Below are 21829 nucleotides of genomic sequence, written 5' to 3' on the forward strand. Positions count from 1 at the left end.
GATGTTGCTTAAGCTTTACTACCAAGACGCTCTTTGATACGAGCAGACTTACCAGCACGCTCACGCAGATAGTACAGTTTAGCCTGACGAACGGCACCACGACGTTTAACAGTAATGCTGTCAATAACAGGTGAGTGAGTCTGGAATACACGCTCTACACCTTCGCCGTTGGAAATCTTACGAACAGTGAACGCAGAATGCAGACCGCGGTTACGAATAGCGATAACCACGCCCTCGAATGCCTGCAGACGTTTCTTACTACCTTCAACGACCCATACCTTAACTTCCACGGAATCACCCGGACGGAATGCAGGTACGTCCTTTTTCATCTGTTCTTGTTCAATTTGCTTAATAATGTTGCTCATAATATCTCTCTTACCCTAGGTAAACTGAAACTGCGGGAACGATTATCCTTCCCTTATTAGTCTTGCTGTTGGTGTTCCTGTTGGAACTGTTTTAACAGCATTGCTTGCTCATCAGTCAGAGCTAGGCTTTTTAGAAGCTCAGGTCTTCTAAGCCAGGTTCGACCCAGCGACTGTTTCATGCGCCAAAGACGAATATGTTCATGGTTGCCCGAAAGTAATACTGCCGGTACTTCCATGCCATCTAACACCTCAGGTCGGGTATAGTGCGGACAGTCCAACAAACCGTCGGCAAACGAGTCCTCTTCTGCTGACATTTGGTGGCCCAGTACTCCCGGTATAAAACGGGAAACCGAATCAATCAATGTCATCGCGGGAAGCTCGCCGCCACTGAGTACATAATCACCGATAGACCATTCTTCATCGACTTCGGTTTGTATTACGCGCTCATCCACGCCTTCATACCGGCCACAAATCAAAATCAACTTCTGATTAGTTGCCAGTTCGCAAACACCCTGTTGGTCCAGTTTGCGACCCTGTGGAGAAAGATAAATAACTTTCGCCCCTTCGCCTGCCGCTGCTTTTGCCGTGTGTATTGCATCCCGTAAGGGTTGCACCATCATCAACATCCCCGGTCCACCGCCATAAGGCCGGTCGTCCACGGTACGGTGCCGATCGTGCGTGAAGTCGCGTGGACTCCAGCAGGTTACACTCAGCAGGCCATTTTTTACTGCTCGGCCGGTTACCCCATAATCGGTAATCGCGCGGAACATTTCGGGGAACAGGCTAATTACACCAATCCACATACTTAACGTTCCATTTGCTACTACCGCCAGACGCTTATCGCGTCAAATACGGAGTTAGAAACCAGGATCCCAATCAACTTCAATTAATTGAGCAGTGAGATCGATTTTTTTGATAACTTGTCCATCCAGGAACGGAATTAAACGCTCCTTGGCGCCAAAAGCATCTTTCAGATTTGCTCTAACCACTAAAACGTCATTTGAACCGGTTTCCATCATGTCTGTGACTTTACCTAATTCATAACCTGAAGTTGTTACTACCTGACAGCCCATAAGGTCTTTCCAGTAGTAATCACCCTCTTCCAGTGGTGGCAGTTGCTCAGCTTCAACGGCAATTTCGCAATTGGTCAAACTGTTGGCAACTTCGCGATCGTCAACGCCTTTCAGCTTGATGATCAAATCCTGATTGTGGCGTTTCCAGCTTTCCAGCTCGATAACCCGCCATTCACCAGCCCGCTGGATATACCACGGCTGATAATCAAAAATGCTTTCAGACTGCTCGGTGGATGAGAACACTCTGAGCCAACCCCGGATGCCATATGTAGAACCCAGTTTCCCGAGAACTACCGGATTTAGTAGCTTGCTCATTTGTTGACACCCAGACAAATTATGCTGCTTTGTTTGCGTCTTTGATCAGCGAAGCTACGCGATCAGAAACGGTTGCACCCAGACCAGTCCAATGATTGATACGGTCCAGATCTAAACGCAGACGTTCTGCCTGACCGGTTGCAACCGGGTTGAAGAAGCCTACGCGTTCGATGAAGCGACCGTCACGTGCATTACGACTGTCGGTCACAACAACTTGATAAAACGGACGCTTTTTAGCGCCGCCACGAGCTAAACGAATTGTTACCATAACATCCTCTTTAGTTAATAAAACACACAGACCCCATCGAGGAACGGGGTCTGGTGCAATATAAAAAGCCCGAAAATTTTACTCATTTTGGCGCAAAAAGCAACCTAAAGCGCCTGATATTAGTGATTCAATTCCAAAAGTGGCTGGAACAGAGACTACATCACTCAATAAACAGGGGTAACTTACCACATAAATCAATTACCCATGTCGGAATAAAGTGTTTCGCCCCAGTTTAATTTAGTGGAGGAGATAAGACCTAAATAAATTTAGCTCAAATTAACGAGTCAGACTCATCGCCAGAGGCTTCTGAGAAGGATCGGTTACGCATGTTCTGAGCCCTCGTTTTTTCAGCGTTTCTTCCCCTTGTCTGGTGCAAATCATCGTCGAGCCTTGTCCACATACCAGCCCTTTGTACATGACGATATTTCCACCCACAATCGTAGCAACAGGTGTTCGGCTCTGTATATCCAATACGGTTATATCCGCATCCATTCCAATGCCCAGACTACCTTTATTTGATAAACGTAACATCCGTGAAGGATTCCAGGATGTTTTGATAATAAATTCATCCAGTGTGATCACATCAAGAAAAACCAATCCTAATCCCTTTTCAACCAAAACATTGCGCGGCAGGCAGCCGCCATCGGTTGACAGACAGTCCACCACAAAATCACCAGATTCACGTTTAGCTTGCGCTAACATGATACGAGGCAATGGAGGATTAACCGGAAACATTCCTCCCAGTTCAGTACCATTTTCGCGCCAGACTTTGATGCCCTCTTCACCACAAATTCGAATGCTTTCGCTACCACCATTGATAACACAACCCACTTTCCCTGCCCGAAAGGCCTGCTCCATTCCGGCCTCGGTTGCTGAGAATCCCAACTTAATCAGACTATTACAGGTTACTTTGCTAATGGGAACGCCATCTTTACAGGCCAAGCTGGTACCGTTTAACGGTGAAATATAGGATTCACTGTAAATGTTAGGATTATTGATAAGTAGCGAGATGGCTTCTTGCGTCTCTTCCAACTCGCTATTTATTGCACCGCGACAGTAACTATTTATATGGGCTAAATGTAAGAAGTGACCATTTGCCATAGTCACCGCTTCACGCATTCCTTCAATATTGGAGCCATGTTGAGTGGTGCCCGCATGCCAGGCCACATAACCGCCCTGAATGGCAATTTCCTCAATTAATCGCCCGGAAGCATCCGGGGTTAACGGATAGTGTCCACCAAGCAGCTTTACACCGTATGCCCCCTGATGAAGACTGGTTTCAACCAGAGTACGTATTTCATCCGCAGAAGGATTTGAGCCTGTCAGCGTATAAGGTGGGCTGGCAAATTGAAGGACTGCCACATTCAGTCCGGCACCGTGTTGTGGAACTGAATTAAGGATATCGTCCAGCGGGCCAGCCATATCCAGTGTGGTACAAACACCCGCTTTTGCCAGCATAGTCTGGCCATTATTACTTCCCCAGAACTCACTAACGTGAGTATGAGGATCGATAATGCCGGGAATTGCAGTATATCCGCTTAAGTCGATAACTTTTTTAGCCTGAATAATAGGGATATCAATGTGCGTTATTGCGACTTTGCCATCGGCTATACCAATATCCATTAAGCCATCTGTTTTATTCATTGGATCTTTGAGATGGACATTCTTAATAACTAAATCATAAAGATACATTATTAACTCCTGATGAATTACCTTGTTATTACTTATTATTAGGGTGATTAATTCATCGAAGACAAACCCTAACCCACTGAATCATCAGGCTAACAAGCCATAGAGAAAAGTAACAATGCAAAGAAAGCAGGACACATGCAAAACAAGTATTAGATCCAAATCAAAAGCGTGTTTGATCGATTTTCTTTTCCCTCATCAGAAGCGTTATACTCGGATTCCTTGATAAAAATAAGGTTATAATTATGTCAGCAATTTCCTCTTATTTGACTCAACATCAGAGTCACATTTTGGCCGATCTTGAACTATTAGCTAAAGCCGAATCCCCTTCTCACGACAAAGCTGCAGTTGATGCTTGCGGTCAGGTTCTACAAAAACTGTTTATGGAACACTTGGGAGCAAAAGCTGAAGTATTCCCCCAAACTGAATACGGCGACCATTTGGCGTTTGATATTGGTAATGGTTCACAACACACCCTGATTCTGGGTCACTTTGATACCGTATGGGATGTTGGTCGTCTGACCTTGCGTCAGGAAGACGGCAAGCTGTTTGGCCCAGGTGTACTGGATATGAAAGGTGGACTGGTTCAGGCAATTTGGGCCGTTAAAGCACTAAAAGAATTAAATCTGCTGGGAGATCGCCACATCCGTTTTCTGTGTAATGCTGATGAAGAATTAGGTAGCCCAAGTTCCCGTCCAATTATTGAAGAACAGGCAAAGCACTATCAACAGGTGCTGGTTGCTGAACCAACTACCGCCAGCGGTGCACTAAAAACCGGTCGTAAAGGTACCGGACGTTTTTATGTTCATATCAAAGGCCGTGCAGCTCATGCTGGTAATAACCCTGAGGACGGTATCAGTGCCATTCAGGAAATGTCCTATCAGATCCAATACCTGCATTCACTTAATGCACCACAAAATGGCACTACGGTTAACGTAGGGATCGTTAGCGGCGGTAGTAAGATTAACGTGGTCGCAGAAGAAGCCAACCTGAGCATTGACGTACGAGTAACCAAACTGGATGAAGCCGAACGTATTCATCAGACGATATACGGTTCAATTGCCAAACTTGATGGGATTAAGCTAACTGTAACAGGTGGCATGGTTCGCCCACCAATGGAGCGTAATGCAGCCTCCGCCGGACTAATGGCGAAAGCTCAAGATGCCGCTAACGCGCTGGGCTTTGAAGTAACGGATGCCGCCGTTGGTGGTGGTAGCGATGGTAACTTTACCGCTGCGATGGGTATTCCGACTCTGGATGGATTGGGCTCAACGGGTGCAGGACCACATGCTGAATATGAGCATATTAATATTGCTGACATGGCTCCTCGCTCTGCCCTGCTGGCAGAACTGATTACCCGGTTATAAGCTGAAGATTTGGTTTATTTAAATACCAAGGGCACCAAACGGTGCCCTTCTCTATCGCTAAAAATACCTCACGATAAATCGATATCTTTGGTGCCAAAGAAATAGGTCACCACAAAACCACCGATATAAGAAACTAGCAATCCGGCGGTATATACGCCTATGCCAGCAAAAATGCCGTGATTAGAGGTCATTAACGGGATAGCCACCAGCCCTGATGGGCCAAATACCGTATTTAAACCAACCGGCAATCCCATATAGGCAACCAAACCAATAAAGAATCCCCCGATAGCGCCACCAATACAGGCAGTAACAAAAGGTTTAACCCGCGGCAATGTGACACCATAAATCAATGGTTCACCCACCCCCAGCAGACCAGGAATAATCGCCCCACGAATTTGAGTACGTAATAATGATGCCTTATCGGATTTGGCATACAACGCCAACGCTGCGCCTACCTGTCCGGCTCCAGCCATGGCTAAAATAGGGAACAATGAGTTAAAGCCCTGTGCATCCATCAGGGCAAAATAGACCGGAATAAATCCCTGATGAATACCAAACATAACCGATATCAAAAACAGACCAGCCAAAATGGCACAACCAATTGGGTTACCGTTTAAATGCAGGAATAACCAGGACATACCGCTAAACAGAACGCCACCAAATGGCATAATCGCCACAAAAGTTACCGCGCCCATAATCAGTAACGTAATCGTAGAGGTGAGGATCATATCCAGATTATCAGGAATAAAACGTCTGACGCCTCGTTCTACATAAGCGCCGACAATGGTCGCAATCAATACTCCGATAATATTGCCCTTCGGCACGATATGCAGACCAAAGAAATTATCCATACCGGAATAAATTCCGGCAGTGGCATTTGGGTCATATCCCAGAATAAACAGTGAAGCAATAATTGCACCATTTACACCAGAGCCACCAAAAGCCTGCTGGGCGTTATAGCCAATCATAATGCTCAAAAAAGCAAACAGACCTTTACTAAATAACTTCATGTAGGCAATAACATGCAGCAAGTAACCACTCACCTCTTGCCCACTCTGAACATAAGATTGTTCTATCAGCGTTGCAAAACCTAATAACAGGCCAGCAGCAATAAATCCGGGGATAAGTGGAGTAAAAATAGTGGCAAATTTAGTTAAAAAATGATGAATCGCACTATTCTGCTTAGATTTCATCTCCTTCTTTTTCGAAGAGGCAATATCTTTTAGCTGAGTTTCACTTGCTGGTTTGGCTGCGTTTTCTATTGGTTGTTCTGACAGAAGAACATTCACCAGTTCTGCCGCAGCCTGTGCTTTTCCAGGGCCTACGATAATCTGTAATTGGTTATCGCTCTCCACGACTCCCATCACGCCAGGAATAACCTTAAGGCGACTTTTATCAACCACCTGATTATCTTTCAGTGTTAATCGCAATCTCGTCATGCAATTACCGCTTTTCAGGATATTTTCCTGTCCGCCGATTGCGACAACGATTTCTTCAATCATCTCTCTGGTGATTTTAGCCATTTCTTTTTCTCATTTCCGCGCTAATTATTTAGAGGCGATTGCCGCACGAATAAATCCATGACTGGCTGATAAAGCCTGTTTAGCCTGCTCTGCGCTCATACCGGTTAATACCATCACAATGGCGGTTTTGCAGTGACGCTGACACTGTGACAATGCCTGTTCTGCCTCTTCCCGACTACAGTCGGTTGCCTGCATGACGATATTTTTTTGTCTTTCCACCAGCTTGGCGTTGGTTGCTTCCACATCCACCATCAGGTTGCCATACACTTTGCCAATTTTGATCATTGAGCCAGTGGTTAACATATTCAGAACCAGCTTTTGAGCCGTTCCGGCTTTCATACGTGATGAGCCGGTAACCACTTCGCCACCAACAACCGGAGTAATAGCAATATCAGCCTGTTGAGCAATTGGACTATCCGGATTACAGCTAATACTGATAACTTTAGCGCCCAGTGATTTGGCGTACTCCATAGAAGCAATTACATAAGGTGTTCTGCCGCTGGCAGCAATACCAACCAATACATCTTTATTACTGAAGCTAATAGTCTTTAGGTCCTCAATGCCTAACTCCAGGCTATCTTCTGCGTTTTCTACCGCTTTAAAAATCGCCTGATGACCACCAGCAATCAGGCCAATAACCTGTTCAGGTTTAGTGCCATAGGTTGGTGGACATTCACTGGCATCCAGAATACCCAGTCGCCCGGAGGTTCCGGCGCCGCAGTACACCAGACGACCACCTTGAGTAAAAGCAGCACTAATAATGTCTACTGCATCCGCAATATGCTGTAACTCCTTTTCAACGGCCAACGCGACTTTTTTGTCTTCGTTGTTTATCACGCGTAACATCTCCAGCGTTGATAGCTGGTCGATGTCTTCACTCGCCGTATTGCGACTTTCAGTGACCATGGCGCTTAAATCGATATTCATATGGGCCTCAGTAAACTTATTATTGCTATCATTAATCATGGTTGGAATTTTTTATTCCAAAAATAAACGTAATTTGATAATAAATTATTCCTTAAGGGGAATAAAAACAGAACCTACAATATGTGATTTTCATCACACATTAAGTGACAGATAAGTCTGAGAAAAATTAGCCAGAGAAATGATTACAAACTGATTTTATTCACTAATTCACGGCTTTGTTGAATCAGTGAGTTAGCATGTTCCTGATTGTGCTGAACCAATCCCATAAACAACAGGTCGGTAATTGCATTTTGAGCAGTACGAGAAGAGATAGAAGAACTGCGCCACTGGCTTTCATCCGCCACGGAATGAAGTGCATAATCAGCCAGACTTTTTAGTGGATTGCTTTTTAAACTGGTGATCGTCACCAGCCTGGCTCCCTGCTTTTTAGCCACTTCCGCAGCCAGAACCACTTCACGACGCATGCCGGAATACGAAACCGCGATTTGAACATCGTCCGGCCCCAGCGTTTGGGCAATAGTTAGTTGGACGTGACTATCCATTTCAGAAAAGGCGGGAATACCAATTTTTAATAATTTATAGGTGAGATCTTTCGCAATTAAAGCTGAACCACCGACGCCAGTAATATGCACCTTTTTAGCATTGAAAATTTGCTCAACCACCAGCTCAAATATTTGAGGCTGTAAAGCATTCATGGTTTCATGCAGTGCACTTTGCTTTTCTAATAACAGCTTACCGGCAATTTCAAGCAGAGTATCATCACCGGTAATTTCATTATGCAGATGAAGCGCCGACTTACTGGCTACCAGCTCACTACGCCCCAACTCTTCACTGATCGCCAATTTAAAAGCGGTATAGCCTTTAAAACCCAGTTTTTGCGTAAACTTAACCACGCCGGACTGACTGATATTTAAAATTGTTGCCAGTTCCTGAGATGACAGTTCTCTGATTTTTTTCGGGTTTTCCAGTATATATTCAGCAATCTTTTTTTCCATTGGGGGAAATTGAGCCAGATTGGTGGCTATCACAGATAAACACGCCATTTATCTCATCTCCCCCATGAAACGATCAATATACCAAATTAACGCATCATACCCGGAGGCATCATACCTTTCATACCGCGCATCATTTTCGCTAATCCGCCCTTCTTCATCTTTTTCATCATACGCTGCATATCGTCGAACTGTTTCAGTAGGCGGTTAACATCCTGCACCTGCATACCCGAACCCGTAGCAATACGGCGTTTACGTGAACCTTTGATGATTTCCGGACTGGCACGTTCTTTTAACGTCATGGAGTTAATAATCGCCTCCATACGCACCAGCAATTTATCATCCATCTGTGCTTTAACGTTATCAGGAATCTGGCCTGCGCCGGGCAATTTGCTCATCATGCTGGCCATTCCGCCCATGTTGCGCATTTGCTTAAGCTGATCGAGGAAATCGGTCAGGTCAAAACCATCGCCTTTCTTCAGTTTATTCGCCAGCTTTTCTGCTTGCTCGCGGTCAACTTTACTCTCAAGATCTTCGATCAAAGAGAGCATATCACCCATGCCCAGAATACGTGATGCTACGCGATCCGGATGGAAAGGCTCCAGCGCTTCAGTCTTCTCGCCAATACCCAGGAACTTAATTGGTTTACCGGTAATATGGCGAATAGAAAGTGCCGCACCACCACGTGCATCACCATCGACTTTGGTCAGTACTACACCGGTTAATGGCAGTGCTTCATTAAAGGCTTTTGCCGTATTAGCTGCATCCTGACCGGTCATAGCATCAACCACAAACAGCGTTTCTACCGGATTAATCGCGGCATGAACCTGTTTGATTTCGTCCATCATCGCTTCATCGACGTGTAAGCGACCGGCGGTATCGACAATCAGAACGTCATAGAACTTAAGTTTGGCTTGCTTTAACGCATTGTTAACGATATCAACCGGTTTTTCCTGAGCGTCGGATGGGAAGAAATCAACGCTAATGGCTTCCGCCAGCGTTTCTAACTGACGGATTGCCGCCGGACGGTAAACGTCGGCAGAAACGACCAGCACTTTTTTCTTCTGTTTTTCTTTCAGGAATTTAGCCAGTTTGGCAACGCTGGTAGTTTTACCCGCCCCTTGCAAACCCGCCATTAATATTACTGCCGGTGGCTGAGCGGCCAAGTTGAGGCTGTTATTTTCCTCTCCCATTGCAGCAACCAGTTCGTTACGAACAATTTTGACGAACTCTTGTCCTGGGGTCAGGCTCTTATTAACTTCCTGCCCAACGGCGCTCTCTTTGACTTTATTGATGAAATCACGAACCACCGGTAAAGCTACGTCGGCTTCCAGCAGCGCCATACGGACTTCACGCAGTGTATCTTTAATATTTTCTTCGGTCAGTCGCCCACGGCCACTGATGTTGCGCAACGTGCGCGACAATCTATCGGTTAAGTTTTCAAACATCGTCTTATGCCCAACATGATGGTAATCCGCGACAGCGGTAAAATTTTAGCAAGTATAACACGAACAATACTCAGGTCAGTTACCGATACTTATTGAGAATTGATTGGAGGGAATCGCCACTAACGTTATACTGGTTACACTTTTTCTCATGGTTTATGCAAACATTAATTATTATGCCTGTTTTCGCCATATTATCACTGATCGCATATCTGACTAGTCTTGGGTTGATTATTCCCAGTCTTTTAAGAAAAAAAGGCATTCATCGTCGCTGGACGCTGATATCGGCCACTATTGCGCTCATTTTTCACGGAATCGCTCTTCAGCAGCGTATTTTTGATGTCGACTATGGCCAGAATCTAAGTTTGCTTAACATCGCTTCAGGCACCAGCCTGTTGATCAGTGCCATCATGACATTTGTGGCATCTAAAGATCGCGGTTGGATATTGCTTCCTATTGTTTACAGTTTTTCCATCATCAATCTGGCGCTGGCCAGCTTTACACCATGGGAATTTATTACCCATCTGGAAGATAGCCCAACGCTGCTGGTTCATATTGTTCTGGCCCTGTTCTCTTATGCTACGTTAATTATTGCAGCGCTATATGCCATTCAAATTGCCTGGATTGACTATCGGCTGAAAAATAAGAAATTGTCCTTCAGCCCGGATATGCCACCACTACTGTCTATTGAGCGTAAATGCTTCCACATTACGCAAGTTGGTGTGATCCTGTTGACGCTTACCTTACTGAGCGGCGTACTTTATCTGGATAATCTACTTGGTCAGGAGAATGTGCATAAAACCACATTGTCTACCATGGCATGGCTGGTTTATCTGGTTTTACTCTGGGGCCACTACAGTAAAGGCTGGCGTGGTCGTAAAGTGGTATGGTTTAGTCTGAGCGGCGCATTTTTACTGACGATGGGTTATTTTGGCAGCCGCCTGATTCAGGAACTTTTAGCTCATTAACCGCATTTCGTTTGAGCTGTTTATATACTAATCGTATAGCGCATTATAACTGAGGACATTTATCGGTGGACGACGTATCAACCGGTACCCTAATTATCATTTTAATTGTCATGGTGCTGATTTCAGCCTATTTCTCAGCCTCCGAAACGGGGATGATGACGCTGAATCGTTACCGGCTCCGCCATCTTGCCAGTAAGGGCAACCGCCAGGCTCGACGCGTAGAAAAACTGCTACAGCGTCCGGACCGTTTAATCAGCCTGGTTTTAATTGGCAACAATCTGGTTAATATTCTGGCATCTTCCCTGGCTACGGTTATCGGTATCCGCCTCTATGGTAATCTGGGTGTTGCCATCGCAACGGGTATTCTGACTTTTGTCATTCTGGTGTTCGCGGAAGTTCTGCCAAAAACGGTTGCAGCCCTCTATCCTGAACGAGTCGCGTTTCCCAGCAGCTTCCTACTGAAGCCCTTGCAAAAAATCATGGCACCGTTGGTCTGGTTACTGAACGGTATAACCCGCCTGATTATGCACCTGTTTGGTTTGCGCTCCGATGTTAAAGGCAGTGATGCCGTTAGCAAAGATGAGCTGCGTACTATTGTCAATGCCTCAAATCCACTGATTTCTCATCGTTATCAAAGCATGCTGTTATCAGTACTGGATTTAGAAGTCGTTAACGTTGATGACATTATGGTTCCACGCCATGAGATTGTCGGAATCAATGTGAATGATGAATGGAAAGATATTCTTAAGCAGCTAACTCACTCTCCCCACGGCCGTATTGTGCTGTACCGTGATACTCTGGATGATGCCATTGGCATGTTACGGGTTCGCGAGGCTTATCGCCTGATGATGGAAAAAAGTGAATTCAATAAAGAGACGATGTTGCGAGCTGCGGACAAAATCTACTTTATTCCGGAAGGAACACCTCTGAACGTACAGCTGGTTAAATTTCAACGTAACCGGGAAAAAGTCGGCATCATTGTTGATGAATACGGGGATATTCAGGGACTGGTTAGTGTAGAAGATATTCTTGAAGAGATCGTTGGTGACTTTACTACCTCTATGTCTCCTTCTCTGGCTGAAGAAGTGGTACCTCAGGCAGACGGCTCGGTTTACATTGACGGCAGTGCCAGTATTCGCGAACTAAACAAAGCTTTTGGCTGGCACTTACCCACATCTACTGCCAAAACCATTAATGGATTACTGCTGGAATATTTTGAAGATATCCCGGTAGCTGGAACACACGTTGACTTCAAAAATTATTCTGTCGATATTATCGAAGTGAATAACAATATGATTAAGCAAGTGTTGATTCGTCCGCTTAATGGCGAACCACCTGCAAAGAATCTGAAAAAGAAATAATTAAATATGAATATCTGATAAAACAAAACCCGCTTTTGCGGGTTTTGTTATTTAGCAACTTAACCGCAGATAACTGAATTACAAATGTAACTCGGATAATTTTTCTGCCGGTAATGCCAGCTCATCGTTGTGGTTCACCCGGATACCGCTGTCAATAATATGACGAGCAATATCATGAGCTTCTTTCAATGAGTGCATTTCATAGGTACCACACTGAAATTCATTCAGTTCAGGGATCTTATTTTGATCCTGTACTTTAAGAATATCAGCCATTGCTGCTTCCCATGCTTTAGCTACCCGGCCTTCTTCTGGTTGACCAATCAGACTCATATAGAATCCGGTACGGCATCCCATTGGAGAAATATCGATAATCTCAACACCATTACCGTTAAGATGGTCACGCATAAATCCGGCAAACAGATGCTCCAGAGTATGGATCCCCTTCTCCGGCAGAATTTCCATATTCGGGCGACAGAAACGTAAATCAAACACAGTAATGGTATCACCATGGGGCGTTTGCATTGTTTTTGCAACCCGAACAGCGGGTGCAGCCATACGAGTATGGTCAACGGTAAAACTATCTAACAATGGCATTTTCGTCAACTCATAAAAAAAATAACTTTTTTTACTTAAACAGGAAACCTTTCTTGAAAACGCGAGTCCTACTAAGTACAAGAACACTCGTTATCATCATCCCTTTTAGAGATGTTTATAAGGCCACTAGATATGTGGCCTTTCTTTTATTCTATTAACGCTGGTTTTGTTCAGCCAGATAATCATCAAAACTTATTGTATCCTGCTGTTCCATCTCTTGCTGACGACGGAGAGAAGCGACACGTTCAGATTCCATTGCATCTTCAGTTAATACACTTAATGGTTCTGACTGTAGCATCTGGCGGTATTGTTCCGCTAATGCCAAACCAAAACTGCCGATACCAACATCCTTGATAGCCTGCAGCATTCTGCCTGAAAAGGTCAGTTCAGGATCTTCAAAGGCTGATATTAATTTATTGCATACATCCTGATATTGCGAATTTTTGTTTGAGCCATCCAACACCTCAGCAACTCGCAATAGATCGGCGAACAGTGATTTACCAACGACTTCCAATGGCTGACGAGCAGTATCACAACCGATGCCAATAGTTTGCCCCGGTTTACGCCCTTCCAGAATGACCCGGTTCCAGTTATGGCGGGTACACTGAAGTTCTTCACTGCTCATTTCTGGCGCATCTGCCAGGGTACACCAAATCAGGAACAGATCGAGGAAACGCGCCTGATCGGCATCAATACCTATTGGCGAGAATGGGTTGATATCCAACGCTCTGACTTCAATATATTCCACACCACCGCGCAATAATGCATCGGATGGTGATTCGCCTTTGCGCGTAACGCGCTTCGGCCGAATTGGCGCATAGAATTCGTTTTCTATTTGCAGAATATTGCTGTTGATCTGCTGGTAGTGACCATGACTCTTCTCATCCAAATGTTTAAACTGTTCAGCTGGAATAGAAATAGCTTTTTTTAATCCTTCCACATAGGTAGTCAGATTGTTGAAAGTAATCCCAAGATTACTTTGAGCAGTATTGGTATACCCAAGGTCGCTCATGCGCAATGAGGTCGCATAAGGCAAATAACAGGCTCCGCTTTTCAATTTTTCAAAAGGCATTTTGTTTTCACGGCCTTTAATGAAAGAGGAACAAAGCGCTGGAGAAGCACCAAACAAATAAGGAATAACCCAACCAAAACGATAATAGTTACGAATCAAACGGAAGTACCCTTCCGAAATTTTCTCTTTACCGCTTTCGGCATCAGTAATTCCTTCTCTGGCCTGCCAGAACTCTAATGGCAGAGAAAAGTTATAGTGAACACCTGAAATAGTTTGCATTAATGCACCGTAACGATTCTTCAACCCTTCACGGTACAGAGTTTTAAAACGACCGACGTTTGAGGTACCGTACTGAGCTAACTCAATTTTGTCTTCTGAACTGATAAAGCACGGCATACTTAATGGCCACATCAGTTCAGAACCCAAATCGCGACTCACATGGCGATGAATATCACGCAGGAAAGCCAGCAGGTGATCGACATTTCCATCCACCGGCGTAATAAACTCGAGCAATGCCTCAGCAAAGTCCGTAGTTATCCAGCGATGAGTCAATGCCGAACCCAGTGATTTAGGATGCGGAGTTGTCGCCAGATGACCATCTGGAGTTATGCGGAGGGTCTCACGTTCAATACCACGTTGAATACCATTTAAAGCCTGAGGATGCGCTTCCAGCCAGGATAGCGCTTTCGATACGTCCGGGATCAATTCGACCTCCCGTAATCAATGTTCATACAACCTGCCGAAACCGAAGATTCATATCGGTATTTTTCTCTTTTGTTAGCTAAAAAAAGAGATGCTTTTTAGAGTAATAACCATCACAAGCAAGTAGCGCAGCGATTTCCCTAGCAGCATAAAAAAAGTAACCGACCACCAGGGTAAACGTAACCACCCGGCCAGCAGACACAATAAATCACCCATTACGGGCAACCAACTTAATAACAACGCCGGCGAACCATAGCGTTGTAGCCATTTCATAGCCAATTCTAATCGTGGGTGATGTTTAGGTACTGGCGCTATACGGCCAATGATGACATTCGTCAGCCCTCCTAGCGTATTCCCTATAATCGCTACCACCAGCAATAACCACGGCGCCGTATTTACCGTGGTTAACAAAGTGGCAAATACCACTTCTGAATTGCCTGGCAGTATAGTCGCACTCAGAAAACTACTGCTAAATAGCGCCGATAGCGATAGTGTATCACTCACAAATAACGAACATCCACGGCATCCATACCGGCAGCTTTAGCCGCCTGAAGGCCGAATGGCGCATCTTCAAACACGATGCAAGAATCAGGGGTCACTTTCATTAACTGTGCACAAAGTAAGAAAGTATCCGGGGCTGGTTTATGATGTTGAACATCATCAGCGCCAACAATTGCTGTAAAATAATCTTTTAGCCCAACGTGTTGCAAGAGCCTTTCGGCAAAACCATGCATGCTACCTGTACCCACTGCCATCGGGCGTTTTCCACGATAGGATTTAACCACTTCGACAATCGGTAATGGCTTAACCATATCCAATACCATCTCCTCGACAATATCGAATTTTTCCTGCGCTAATTTATAGGGGTCCATATCAACTTGATAACTATTGATAACAAACTCGGCAATCTTCCAGGAAGGCGAACCATTCAGAGCGATAACTTTTTCTAAATCCAGCTCCATGCCATATTTTGCCAGTACTTCATTCCAGGCTTTTCGGTGCCCTTCTTCGGTATCCAGCAAAGTGCCATCCATGTCAAAGATCAGCCCCTGATAGCGGTCATACATAACAGACCCCTCAATATTTAGATAACAGATAACGAACTATTCGATTACTTTAACTTAAAAGCTAATTAATGTCGCTGATTGAGTTAACCCGATAGCAGATTATGTAACACAATATAAACCCATATATTTATTAAGGTTAATTATCAATATCCATAAAGAAAATGGCTATTTTCACGAAAACATTATCCCTGCAGAACAACATCTTGTAACAACTACGCCACATAAATAGCGCGTTTATAGTGAATTTCCTACGTGATTTTACTATAATAACCGACGGTTAATAGCCAAGGCTCCATGCCAAAACAGATTCTATGCGCGACGTTTTTTTGTTTGGAAATGCGCAGAATAGGGACATACACACATACTGGAAAGTCATTCTCAAATTATGAAAGCCGTTATCATTACATCAGCTCTGTTATTCAGTTTATCTTTCAATGCCGTTGCAGAAGAGGCGGCAGATGATGGCATTTGGGAAACCATTAAGAGCAATGTTAAACAAACCTGGAACTCTCCTACCCGCGATCTCTATGTGCCTCTGAATACCTGGCATAACCGAGCTATGTATGACAAGGATAAAACCGACTCTTATAACGAGAGACCTTGGGGCGTTGGCTATGGCGTATCACGGTTTGACAATGACGGAAACTGGCACTCTATTTACGCCATGGAGTTTCAGGACTCACACAATCAATTTCAACCAATTGCTGGTTATGGTTACCAGAAAAACTGGTATTTTGGTAAAGACAGAGATTGGCGTTTAGGGCTGGGTTTCACGGCGGCCATTACTGCTCGCCACGACTATTCCTATATTCCACTACCGTTACCACTGCCACTATTCTCAATAGAATATAAACAGTTTGCTATCCAAAATACCTATATTCCTGGTACCTATAACAATGGTAACGTCTTATTTACCTGGGCTCGCTGGCAGTTTTAGCTGAGAGCTTTCTCAGAGCCGGTAACGTTAACCCTTTTTCTCAGGCAGGTTAACGTCCGGCCTGATTATTTAAGCCCTGTGACTAAAGTTCTATTAACATCTATTCCGGATGTTATAAGAGAGAACTTCACTTTATCGCCTGATTATACCCTTAGCCACAGAGAGAATTTATGGATCAAGCACAACATCATCCTTCGGGCAAAACTCGTCATAAAGAGTATTCACTCATTTTGACAATGATTACCATTCCTGTACTGCTCTTTATGCAGCACAATACTAACCTTCTGATTACTGTCTTAATTAACCTTCTTGCACTGGTTACGATTCTGGGTGCAGCTTTTAGTGTGGTTCGTCATGCTGACGTACTGGCTCACAGACTGGGAGAACCCTACGGTTCACTAATCCTGAGTCTGGCGGTGGTGATACTGGAAGTCAGCCTGATTTCTGCGCTGATGGTTACCGGTGACACCGGACCAACGCTAATGAGGGATACGCTATATTCTGTCATTATGATAGTCATGAGCGGGCTGGTAGGGATATCGTTGTTACTGGGTGGTCGTAAGTTTGCCACTCAACATGTTAATCTGGCTGGTATTAAACAATATTTGACCGCGCTACTACCGCTGGCAATTATTGTTCTGGTCTTACCGGCAACCTTTAGCAGTGGAACCTTTAGCTCCGGTCAACTTTTGATTATCGCCCTGCTATCTGCAGCGATGTATGTCGTGTTCCTGACCATACAAACTAAAACTCATCAAAATCTGTTTATATATGAACACGAAGATGAAGGCGATGGCCCGGACGATCACCATGGAAAACCTTCTGCTCATGGTAATGCCTGGCATGCCTGTTGGTTAGTGATTCATTTGGTTGCTGTTATCGCCGTCACTAAAATCAATGCGGGCTCGCTGGAGTATTTATTAACTGAATTACATGCGCCGCCGCAATTTACCGGCTTCCTGATTGCATTATTAATTCTTTCACCTGAAGGTTTGGGCGCATTAAAAGCAGTAATGAATAATCAGGTACAGCGTGCGATGAATCTGTTCTTCGGTTCTGTACTCGCCACCATTTCCCTGACGGTACCCGCTGTCGTTCTTATTGCGACCATCACAGGTCAACATTTGGTCTTTGGCCTGTCGACCTCTAACGTAGTATTACTTGTTACCGTATTACTACTTTGTCAGAGTTCGTTTGCAACCGGCAGAACCAATGTTCTTAATGGTGCTGCTCATCTGGCCATCTTTGTTGCTTATATGTTGGTGCTGATGATGGGATAACTATCCTATCGCACCAAAACGCCACTGATGTCAGTGGCGTTTTTATTTCCACTACTCTTCATTCCCTTCTCCTGTCTGACTTTTCATTTTTTCGCTCAATTAAACAAACACAAACGCTGTTTATTGGCCATGATTAGAGGTACTTTGTGTTACGCGAATAAAGCTCAGTTTCCCCTTATCAGCATTAATGAAGGAAGCCATTATGAGTCAAAGCCCAAATATCAACCGTCGTATTGTTCTTGCCTCACGCCCTTATGGTGCCCCTACTCCGAATGATTTTCGTCTGGAACAGCAGCCAATCCCAGTCCCCGGAGCGGGTGAATTACTGTTACGCAATGTCTATCTTTCTCTCGACCCTTATGTTCGTGGTCGTATGAGCGATGCACCATCTTATTCTCCGCCGATGGAAATAAATGACGTCATTGTTGGTGGTACTGTCAGTAAAGTGGTGCAATCTAACCATCCTGAATTTCAGGCTGGTGATTGGGTGGTTGGTCAGGCCGGTTGGCAGGATTACATCGTCACTGATGGTCAGGGCATTATCAAATTGGATAGTACGGTTCCTCATCCTTCTTATGCGTTAGGAATTCTCGGGATGCCGGGATTTACCGCCTATATGGGGCTCCTGGATATCGGCCAGCCTAAAGCAGGGGAAACGTTGGTTGTAGCCGCAGCAACTGGCCCTGTGGGCGGTACCGTAGGCCAAATCGCTAAGCTGAAAGGATGTCGGGTGATTGGTATTGCTGGTGGTGCGGAGAAATGTCGTTATGCGGTGGAAACATTAGGGTTTGATGTATGTCTAGACCACTACCAGATGGATTTAGCCCAGCAATTAGCTAAGGCTTGTCCTCAGGGGATTGATATCTATTATGAAAACGTCGGCGGTAAGGTGTTTGACGCCGTTCTTCCTCTGTTAAATCCACGCGCTCGTATTCCGGTTTGCGGCATCATTTCACAATATAACGCCACAGCCCTGCCTGATGGTCCGGATCGACTCAGCCTGCTGGAAAGTATTATTTTGAAAAAGAGAATTCGCATGCAGGGATTCATTATCTTTAATGATTATGCCCACCATTTTGGCGAATTCATTCAGCAAATGGGGCAATGGGTAGCGGAAGGAAAAATCAAATACCGGGAACATCTGGTTCAGGAATTGGAAAACGCACCTAAAGCCTTTATCGGCCTGTTAAAAGGCGAGAACTTCGGAAAATTAGTTATTCAACTAGGTAATGAGAACTAATTATCACCATTCGGCTACGATTTATCTGATTTTATCATTCGGTACACCAACAAATCTCGTGTACCTTTCTAAGGAGATATGAATGTCCCACTTCGTCAATCCACAACGGTATGACTCTATGCAATATACCCGTTGTGGCCGCAGCGGAATCCAGCTGCCTAAAATATCACTTGGCCTTTGGCACAATTTTGGTGATGTCACGCTGTATGAAAACAGTCGTGAAATGATCCGTACTGCTTTTGATGCAGGCATTACCCATTTTGATTTAGCAAATAACTATGGTCCTCCTCCCGGTTCAGCAGAGATCAATTTTGGGCGCATTTTGAAGCAGGATTTTCAGCACTATCGTGATGAAATGATTATCTCCTCTAAAGCCGGATACACCATGTGGCCGGGCCCTTATGGTGATTTTGGCTCTAAAAAATATCTGGTTTCCAGCCTGGATCAAAGCCTGAAGCGTATCGGTCTCGACTATGTTGATATTTTTTATCACCATCGTCCTGATCCTGATACGCCACTGGAAGAAACCATGTCAGCGCTGGACTTAATTGTTCGTCAGGGTAAGGCGTTGTATGTCGGGCTTTCCAACTATCCTGCGGATCAAGCCAAAGAGGCGATTCGTATTCTAAATTCACTGGGAACCCCTTGTCTGATTCACCAGCCTAAATACTCTATGTTTGAACGCTGGATTGAAAATGGGTTACAGGATGTTTTACAAGAAGAAGGTGTTGGCTCAATTGCCTTCTCACCTTTGGCTGGCGGTCTTTTAACCGATCGCTATCTGTCGGGTATTCCGGAAGGTTCCCGGATCGCCAGTGACAGCCCCTTCCTTACCAGCGACCAGTTAACAGAAGCTCGGGTAACTCAAATTCGTCAACTAAATGAAATTGCCCAACGCCGTGGACAAAAACTGGTTCAGATGGCGCTGGCTTGGGTTTTACGCGAAGGAAAAGTGACCTCAGCACTGATTGGGGCCAGTAAAGTCAGCCAAATCGAAGATGCCGTGGCTACATTGAACAATCTGGAATTTAGCCAACAGGAACTCAATGAGATAGAAGCTATTCTATCCAGATAGGATAGTTAACTCAGACAGCCGCCATTAAGTTTATCGTGGTGGCTGTCTGCTATAAGAAGAAGCTGACTAGCAAATAGATATTCAGACTGACTACCAGCCCGACAATTGCCCGGCCAATATTTTGCATCAACGTGCTATTAACCAAATCCCCCATCAGTTGCCGATTCCCGGTAAAACTCAATAGTGGAATCAACGCCAGAGCAATACCAAAACTAAGAAATACCTGGCTGACAATCAGAATACGAGTCGCATCCATACCGCTCATAATCACGACAAACGATGGCAACATGGTCACTGCACGGCGTAGCCAAAGCGGTATTCTGAAGTGAATAAAACCTTGCATCACAACCTGCCCGGCCATGGTTCCGACAACAGTAGAAGATAGTCCGGCAGCCACCAGACTAAGGCCAAAAGTCACCGCAGCAAATTTACCTAACAGCGGCTCCAGCGTAACATAGGCCTGATCAAGTTCTGTAATGCCCGTTTGTCCATGAAAGTGAAAAACTGCTGCCGCCATTGCCATCATCGATAAATTAACAAAACCGGCAATCGTCATCGCCACTGCTACATCCCATTTAGTAGCGGAATAGCGCTCTTCTCTGGTGCCTTTGGAGTTTTGCGTTAGCGCAGAATGCAGGTAAATAACATGGGGCATGATAGTAGCGCCTAATACTCCGGCAGCCAGAAATACAGCTTCGTTATTGGGTAGCCCGGGTATTAGCATACCGGTGGAAAGTTCAGTAATATCAGGCGCTGAAAATACCAGTTCAATAATATAAGCTCCGGCAACAAACAGCAGAAAAGCGCCAATTACGCGCTCTAAAGGCTTATCCCCTTTGCTCTGTAACATTAAAATCAGGAAGGTGCAGATTCCCGTTATCACGGCACCGTTTAACAAACTTACACCCAGCAATAGTTTGAACCCAATTGCTGCACCAATAAATTCCGCCAAATCCGTTGCTATCGCGATTAATTCGGCCTGAACCCAATAAAACCAAACGATCGGACGTGGAAACCGATCGCGAATATGTTCCGCCAAATTTTTATTGGTCGCAATTCCCAGCTTGGCGGAAAAAAGCTGTACTACCATCGCCATAATATTGGCCCACACAACAACCCAAAGCAGCTGATAGCCAAACGCAGAACCAGCCTGGATGTTGGTGGCAAAGTTACCGGGATCGATATAGCCAATGGCCGCAATAAAAGCAGGTCCCATCAGAGCAAGCCTGATCTTTCTCGATACTTTACTTGACTGAACTATGGCACCTGAATCTGACATAGATATATTCTCCGAATCACCACACAATTAAATGATAATGATTCTCATTCAAATATCAACTTAATTATGCTTATCGCTCAGATAGGCGTAATTAAACAGCCAGATAATATTTCGCATCAAAAACCGAAGCTGTATTACCTAAACCAACGTAAATATTACGGTCATTATAATACAGTAAACTACAGCTCACTCAATAAATACAACATTTAAGAAACCATATGTAACAATAACGCAATCAATTAACAACAATCATACGTTAGCCATAGAATAAAACTATTTATATTCAGTTATAGCTTTTCATAATAATCAGCATTTTTTTCATTCCATAAAGGAATAAAATTGAGATTAAA

At 44.6% G+C, this 21829-nt stretch carries 21 protein-coding genes; 7 read left to right on the forward strand and 14 right to left on the reverse strand.

The features are described from left to right. Positions 1-8: 8 nt before the first annotated feature. The 5 genes from rplS to EKN56_RS16785 all read right to left on the reverse strand — a co-directional run bounded on the left by rplS (position 9) and on the right by EKN56_RS16785 (position 3713). Entirely contained in the window at positions 9-365 is a 357-nt protein-coding gene (rplS, locus tag EKN56_RS16765) for a 50S ribosomal protein L19 (RefSeq protein WP_130592852.1), read from the reverse strand. Between the two features lie 56 nt (positions 366-421). Continuing rightward, entirely contained in the window at positions 422-1168 is a 747-nt protein-coding gene (gene trmD / locus EKN56_RS16770) for a tRNA (guanosine(37)-N1)-methyltransferase TrmD (RefSeq protein ID WP_130592854.1), read from the reverse strand. A 54-nt stretch (positions 1169-1222) separates the two neighbouring features. Continuing rightward, positions 1223-1753, reverse strand: coding sequence for a ribosome maturation factor RimM (rimM, locus tag EKN56_RS16775; RefSeq protein WP_130592856.1), 531 nt, complete (start codon positions 1751-1753; stop codon positions 1223-1225). 19 nt (positions 1754-1772) lie between these two features. Then, positions 1773-2021 carry a 30S ribosomal protein S16 gene (gene rpsP / locus EKN56_RS16780; protein ID WP_130592857.1) on the reverse strand — a complete coding sequence of 83 codons (249 nt, stop codon included), beginning with the start codon at positions 2019-2021 and terminating at the stop codon, positions 1773-1775. A 276-nt stretch (positions 2022-2297) separates the two neighbouring features. After that, positions 2298-3713, reverse strand: coding sequence for an amidohydrolase family protein (locus EKN56_RS16785; protein WP_130592859.1), 1416 nt, complete (start codon positions 3711-3713; stop codon positions 2298-2300). A 242-nt stretch (positions 3714-3955) separates the two neighbouring features. Between EKN56_RS16785 and EKN56_RS16790 the strand changes: the two genes are divergently transcribed. Then, the gene (locus EKN56_RS16790; protein ID WP_130592861.1) at positions 3956-5077 is read left to right on the forward strand and encodes a M20 family metallopeptidase; all 1122 of its coding nucleotides are present in this window, start codon (positions 3956-3958) and stop codon (positions 5075-5077) included. A gap of 68 nt (positions 5078-5145) precedes the next feature. On the opposite strand, the gene murP is transcribed toward EKN56_RS16790, so the two are convergent. From murP to ffh, 4 genes are all read right to left on the reverse strand, one after another. Continuing rightward, positions 5146-6600, reverse strand: a complete 1455-nt coding sequence (gene murP, locus EKN56_RS16795) for a PTS N-acetylmuramic acid transporter subunit IIBC (RefSeq protein ID WP_130592863.1) — start codon at positions 6598-6600, stop codon at positions 5146-5148. A gap of 24 nt (positions 6601-6624) precedes the next feature. Then, positions 6625-7527 carry an N-acetylmuramic acid 6-phosphate etherase gene (gene murQ, locus EKN56_RS16800; protein ID WP_130592864.1) on the reverse strand — a complete coding sequence of 301 codons (903 nt, stop codon included), beginning with the start codon at positions 7525-7527 and terminating at the stop codon, positions 6625-6627. A 182-nt stretch (positions 7528-7709) separates the two neighbouring features. Then, positions 7710-8570 (reverse strand): SIS domain-containing protein, encoded by an 861-nt coding sequence (locus EKN56_RS16805; RefSeq protein ID WP_130592865.1) that lies wholly within the window; start codon positions 8568-8570, stop codon positions 7710-7712. Positions 8571-8608: 38 nt separating this feature from the next. Continuing rightward, a complete protein-coding gene (gene ffh, locus EKN56_RS16810) occupies positions 8609-9967 on the reverse strand; it encodes a signal recognition particle protein (protein WP_130592866.1) in 1359 nt (452 codons plus the stop codon). 173 nt (positions 9968-10140) lie between these two features. On the opposite strand from ffh, the gene EKN56_RS16815 reads away from it, so the two are divergent. Further along, a complete protein-coding gene (locus EKN56_RS16815) occupies positions 10141-10932 on the forward strand; it encodes a cytochrome C assembly family protein (protein WP_130593753.1) in 792 nt (263 codons plus the stop codon). 65 nt (positions 10933-10997) lie between these two features. Continuing rightward, positions 10998-12293, forward strand: coding sequence for a CNNM domain-containing protein (locus tag EKN56_RS16820; RefSeq protein WP_142665296.1), 1296 nt, complete (start codon positions 10998-11000; stop codon positions 12291-12293). 78 nt (positions 12294-12371) lie between these two features. Here the strand turns inward: EKN56_RS16820 and luxS are convergent, their stop codons facing one another. From luxS to yqaB, 4 genes are all read right to left on the reverse strand, one after another. Then, complete coding sequence (gene luxS / locus EKN56_RS16825; RefSeq protein WP_130592868.1) at positions 12372-12887, reverse strand: S-ribosylhomocysteine lyase; 516 nt, start codon at positions 12885-12887, stop codon at positions 12372-12374. Between the two features lie 154 nt (positions 12888-13041). Continuing rightward, a complete protein-coding gene (gene gshA / locus EKN56_RS16830) occupies positions 13042-14604 on the reverse strand; it encodes a glutamate--cysteine ligase (protein WP_130592870.1) in 1563 nt (520 codons plus the stop codon). Between the two features lie 72 nt (positions 14605-14676). Next, entirely contained in the window at positions 14677-15105 is a 429-nt protein-coding gene (locus EKN56_RS16835; RefSeq protein WP_130592872.1) for a YqaA family protein, read from the reverse strand. Further along, on the reverse strand, positions 15102-15668 hold the full coding sequence (gene yqaB, locus EKN56_RS16840) for a fructose-1-phosphate/6-phosphogluconate phosphatase (RefSeq protein WP_130592874.1): 567 nt from the start codon (positions 15666-15668) through the stop codon (positions 15102-15104). Before yqaB ends, EKN56_RS16835 begins: the two co-directional genes overlap by 4 nt. Positions 15669-16053: 385 nt before the next feature. On the opposite strand from yqaB, the gene pagP reads away from it, so the two are divergent. From pagP to mgrA, 4 genes are all read left to right on the forward strand, one after another. Continuing rightward, on the forward strand, positions 16054-16605 hold the full coding sequence (gene pagP / locus EKN56_RS16845; protein ID WP_130592875.1) for a lipid IV(A) palmitoyltransferase PagP: 552 nt from the start codon (positions 16054-16056) through the stop codon (positions 16603-16605). A gap of 170 nt (positions 16606-16775) precedes the next feature. Then, complete coding sequence (gene chaA, locus EKN56_RS16850; RefSeq protein ID WP_130592876.1) at positions 16776-17885, forward strand: sodium-potassium/proton antiporter ChaA; 1110 nt, start codon at positions 16776-16778, stop codon at positions 17883-17885. 202 nt (positions 17886-18087) lie between these two features. Beyond that, positions 18088-19125, forward strand: coding sequence for an NADP-dependent oxidoreductase (locus EKN56_RS16855; protein ID WP_130592877.1), 1038 nt, complete (start codon positions 18088-18090; stop codon positions 19123-19125). Between the two features lie 82 nt (positions 19126-19207). Then, complete coding sequence (gene mgrA, locus EKN56_RS16860) at positions 19208-20200, forward strand: L-glyceraldehyde 3-phosphate reductase (RefSeq protein WP_130592878.1); 993 nt, start codon at positions 19208-19210, stop codon at positions 20198-20200. 49 nt (positions 20201-20249) lie between these two features. Here mgrA and EKN56_RS16865 read toward each other — a convergent pair whose 3' ends face one another. Next, positions 20250-21479: an Nramp family divalent metal transporter gene (locus EKN56_RS16865; protein ID WP_130592879.1), complete on the reverse strand. Its 1230-nt coding sequence runs from the start codon at positions 21477-21479 to the stop codon at positions 20250-20252. Positions 21480-21829: the final 350 nt, after the last annotated feature.

Origin of the sequence: Limnobaculum zhutongyuii, assembly GCF_004295645.1 — a bacterium.
Classification (GTDB): domain Bacteria; phylum Pseudomonadota; class Gammaproteobacteria; order Enterobacterales; family Enterobacteriaceae; genus Limnobaculum; species Limnobaculum zhutongyuii.

Coding starts and splice junctions, on each gene's coding strand:
- EKN56_RS16790 (WP_130592861.1), top strand. CDS start 3,956: ATGTCAGCAATTTCCTCTTATTTGACTCAACATCAGAGTCACATTTTG.
- yqaB (WP_130592874.1), bottom strand. CDS start 15,668: ATGTATGACCGCTATCAGGGGCTGATCTTTGACATGGATGGCACTTTG.
- rimM (WP_130592856.1), bottom strand. CDS start 1,753: ATGAGCAAGCTACTAAATCCGGTAGTTCTCGGGAAACTGGGTTCTACA.
- trmD (WP_130592854.1), bottom strand. CDS start 1,168: ATGTGGATTGGTGTAATTAGCCTGTTCCCCGAAATGTTCCGCGCGATT.
- rpsP (WP_130592857.1), bottom strand. CDS start 2,021: ATGGTAACAATTCGTTTAGCTCGTGGCGGCGCTAAAAAGCGTCCGTTT.
- chaA (WP_130592876.1), top strand. CDS start 16,776: ATGGATCAAGCACAACATCATCCTTCGGGCAAAACTCGTCATAAAGAG.
- rplS (WP_130592852.1), bottom strand. CDS start 365: ATGAGCAACATTATTAAGCAAATTGAACAAGAACAGATGAAAAAGGAC.
- murQ (WP_130592864.1), bottom strand. CDS start 7,527: ATGAATATCGATTTAAGCGCCATGGTCACTGAAAGTCGCAATACGGCG.
- luxS (WP_130592868.1), bottom strand. CDS start 12,887: ATGCCATTGTTAGATAGTTTTACCGTTGACCATACTCGTATGGCTGCA.
- murP (WP_130592863.1), bottom strand. CDS start 6,600: ATGGCTAAAATCACCAGAGAGATGATTGAAGAAATCGTTGTCGCAATC.
- mgrA (WP_130592878.1), top strand. CDS start 19,208: ATGTCCCACTTCGTCAATCCACAACGGTATGACTCTATGCAATATACC.
- EKN56_RS16815 (WP_130593753.1), top strand. CDS start 10,141: ATGCCTGTTTTCGCCATATTATCACTGATCGCATATCTGACTAGTCTT.
- EKN56_RS16865 (WP_130592879.1), bottom strand. CDS start 21,479: ATGTCAGATTCAGGTGCCATAGTTCAGTCAAGTAAAGTATCGAGAAAG.
- EKN56_RS16805 (WP_130592865.1), bottom strand. CDS start 8,570: ATGGCGTGTTTATCTGTGATAGCCACCAATCTGGCTCAATTTCCCCCA.
- ffh (WP_130592866.1), bottom strand. CDS start 9,967: ATGTTTGAAAACTTAACCGATAGATTGTCGCGCACGTTGCGCAACATC.
- EKN56_RS16855 (WP_130592877.1), top strand. CDS start 18,088: ATGAGTCAAAGCCCAAATATCAACCGTCGTATTGTTCTTGCCTCACGC.
- pagP (WP_130592875.1), top strand. CDS start 16,054: ATGAAAGCCGTTATCATTACATCAGCTCTGTTATTCAGTTTATCTTTC.
- EKN56_RS16785 (WP_130592859.1), bottom strand. CDS start 3,713: ATGTATCTTTATGATTTAGTTATTAAGAATGTCCATCTCAAAGATCCA.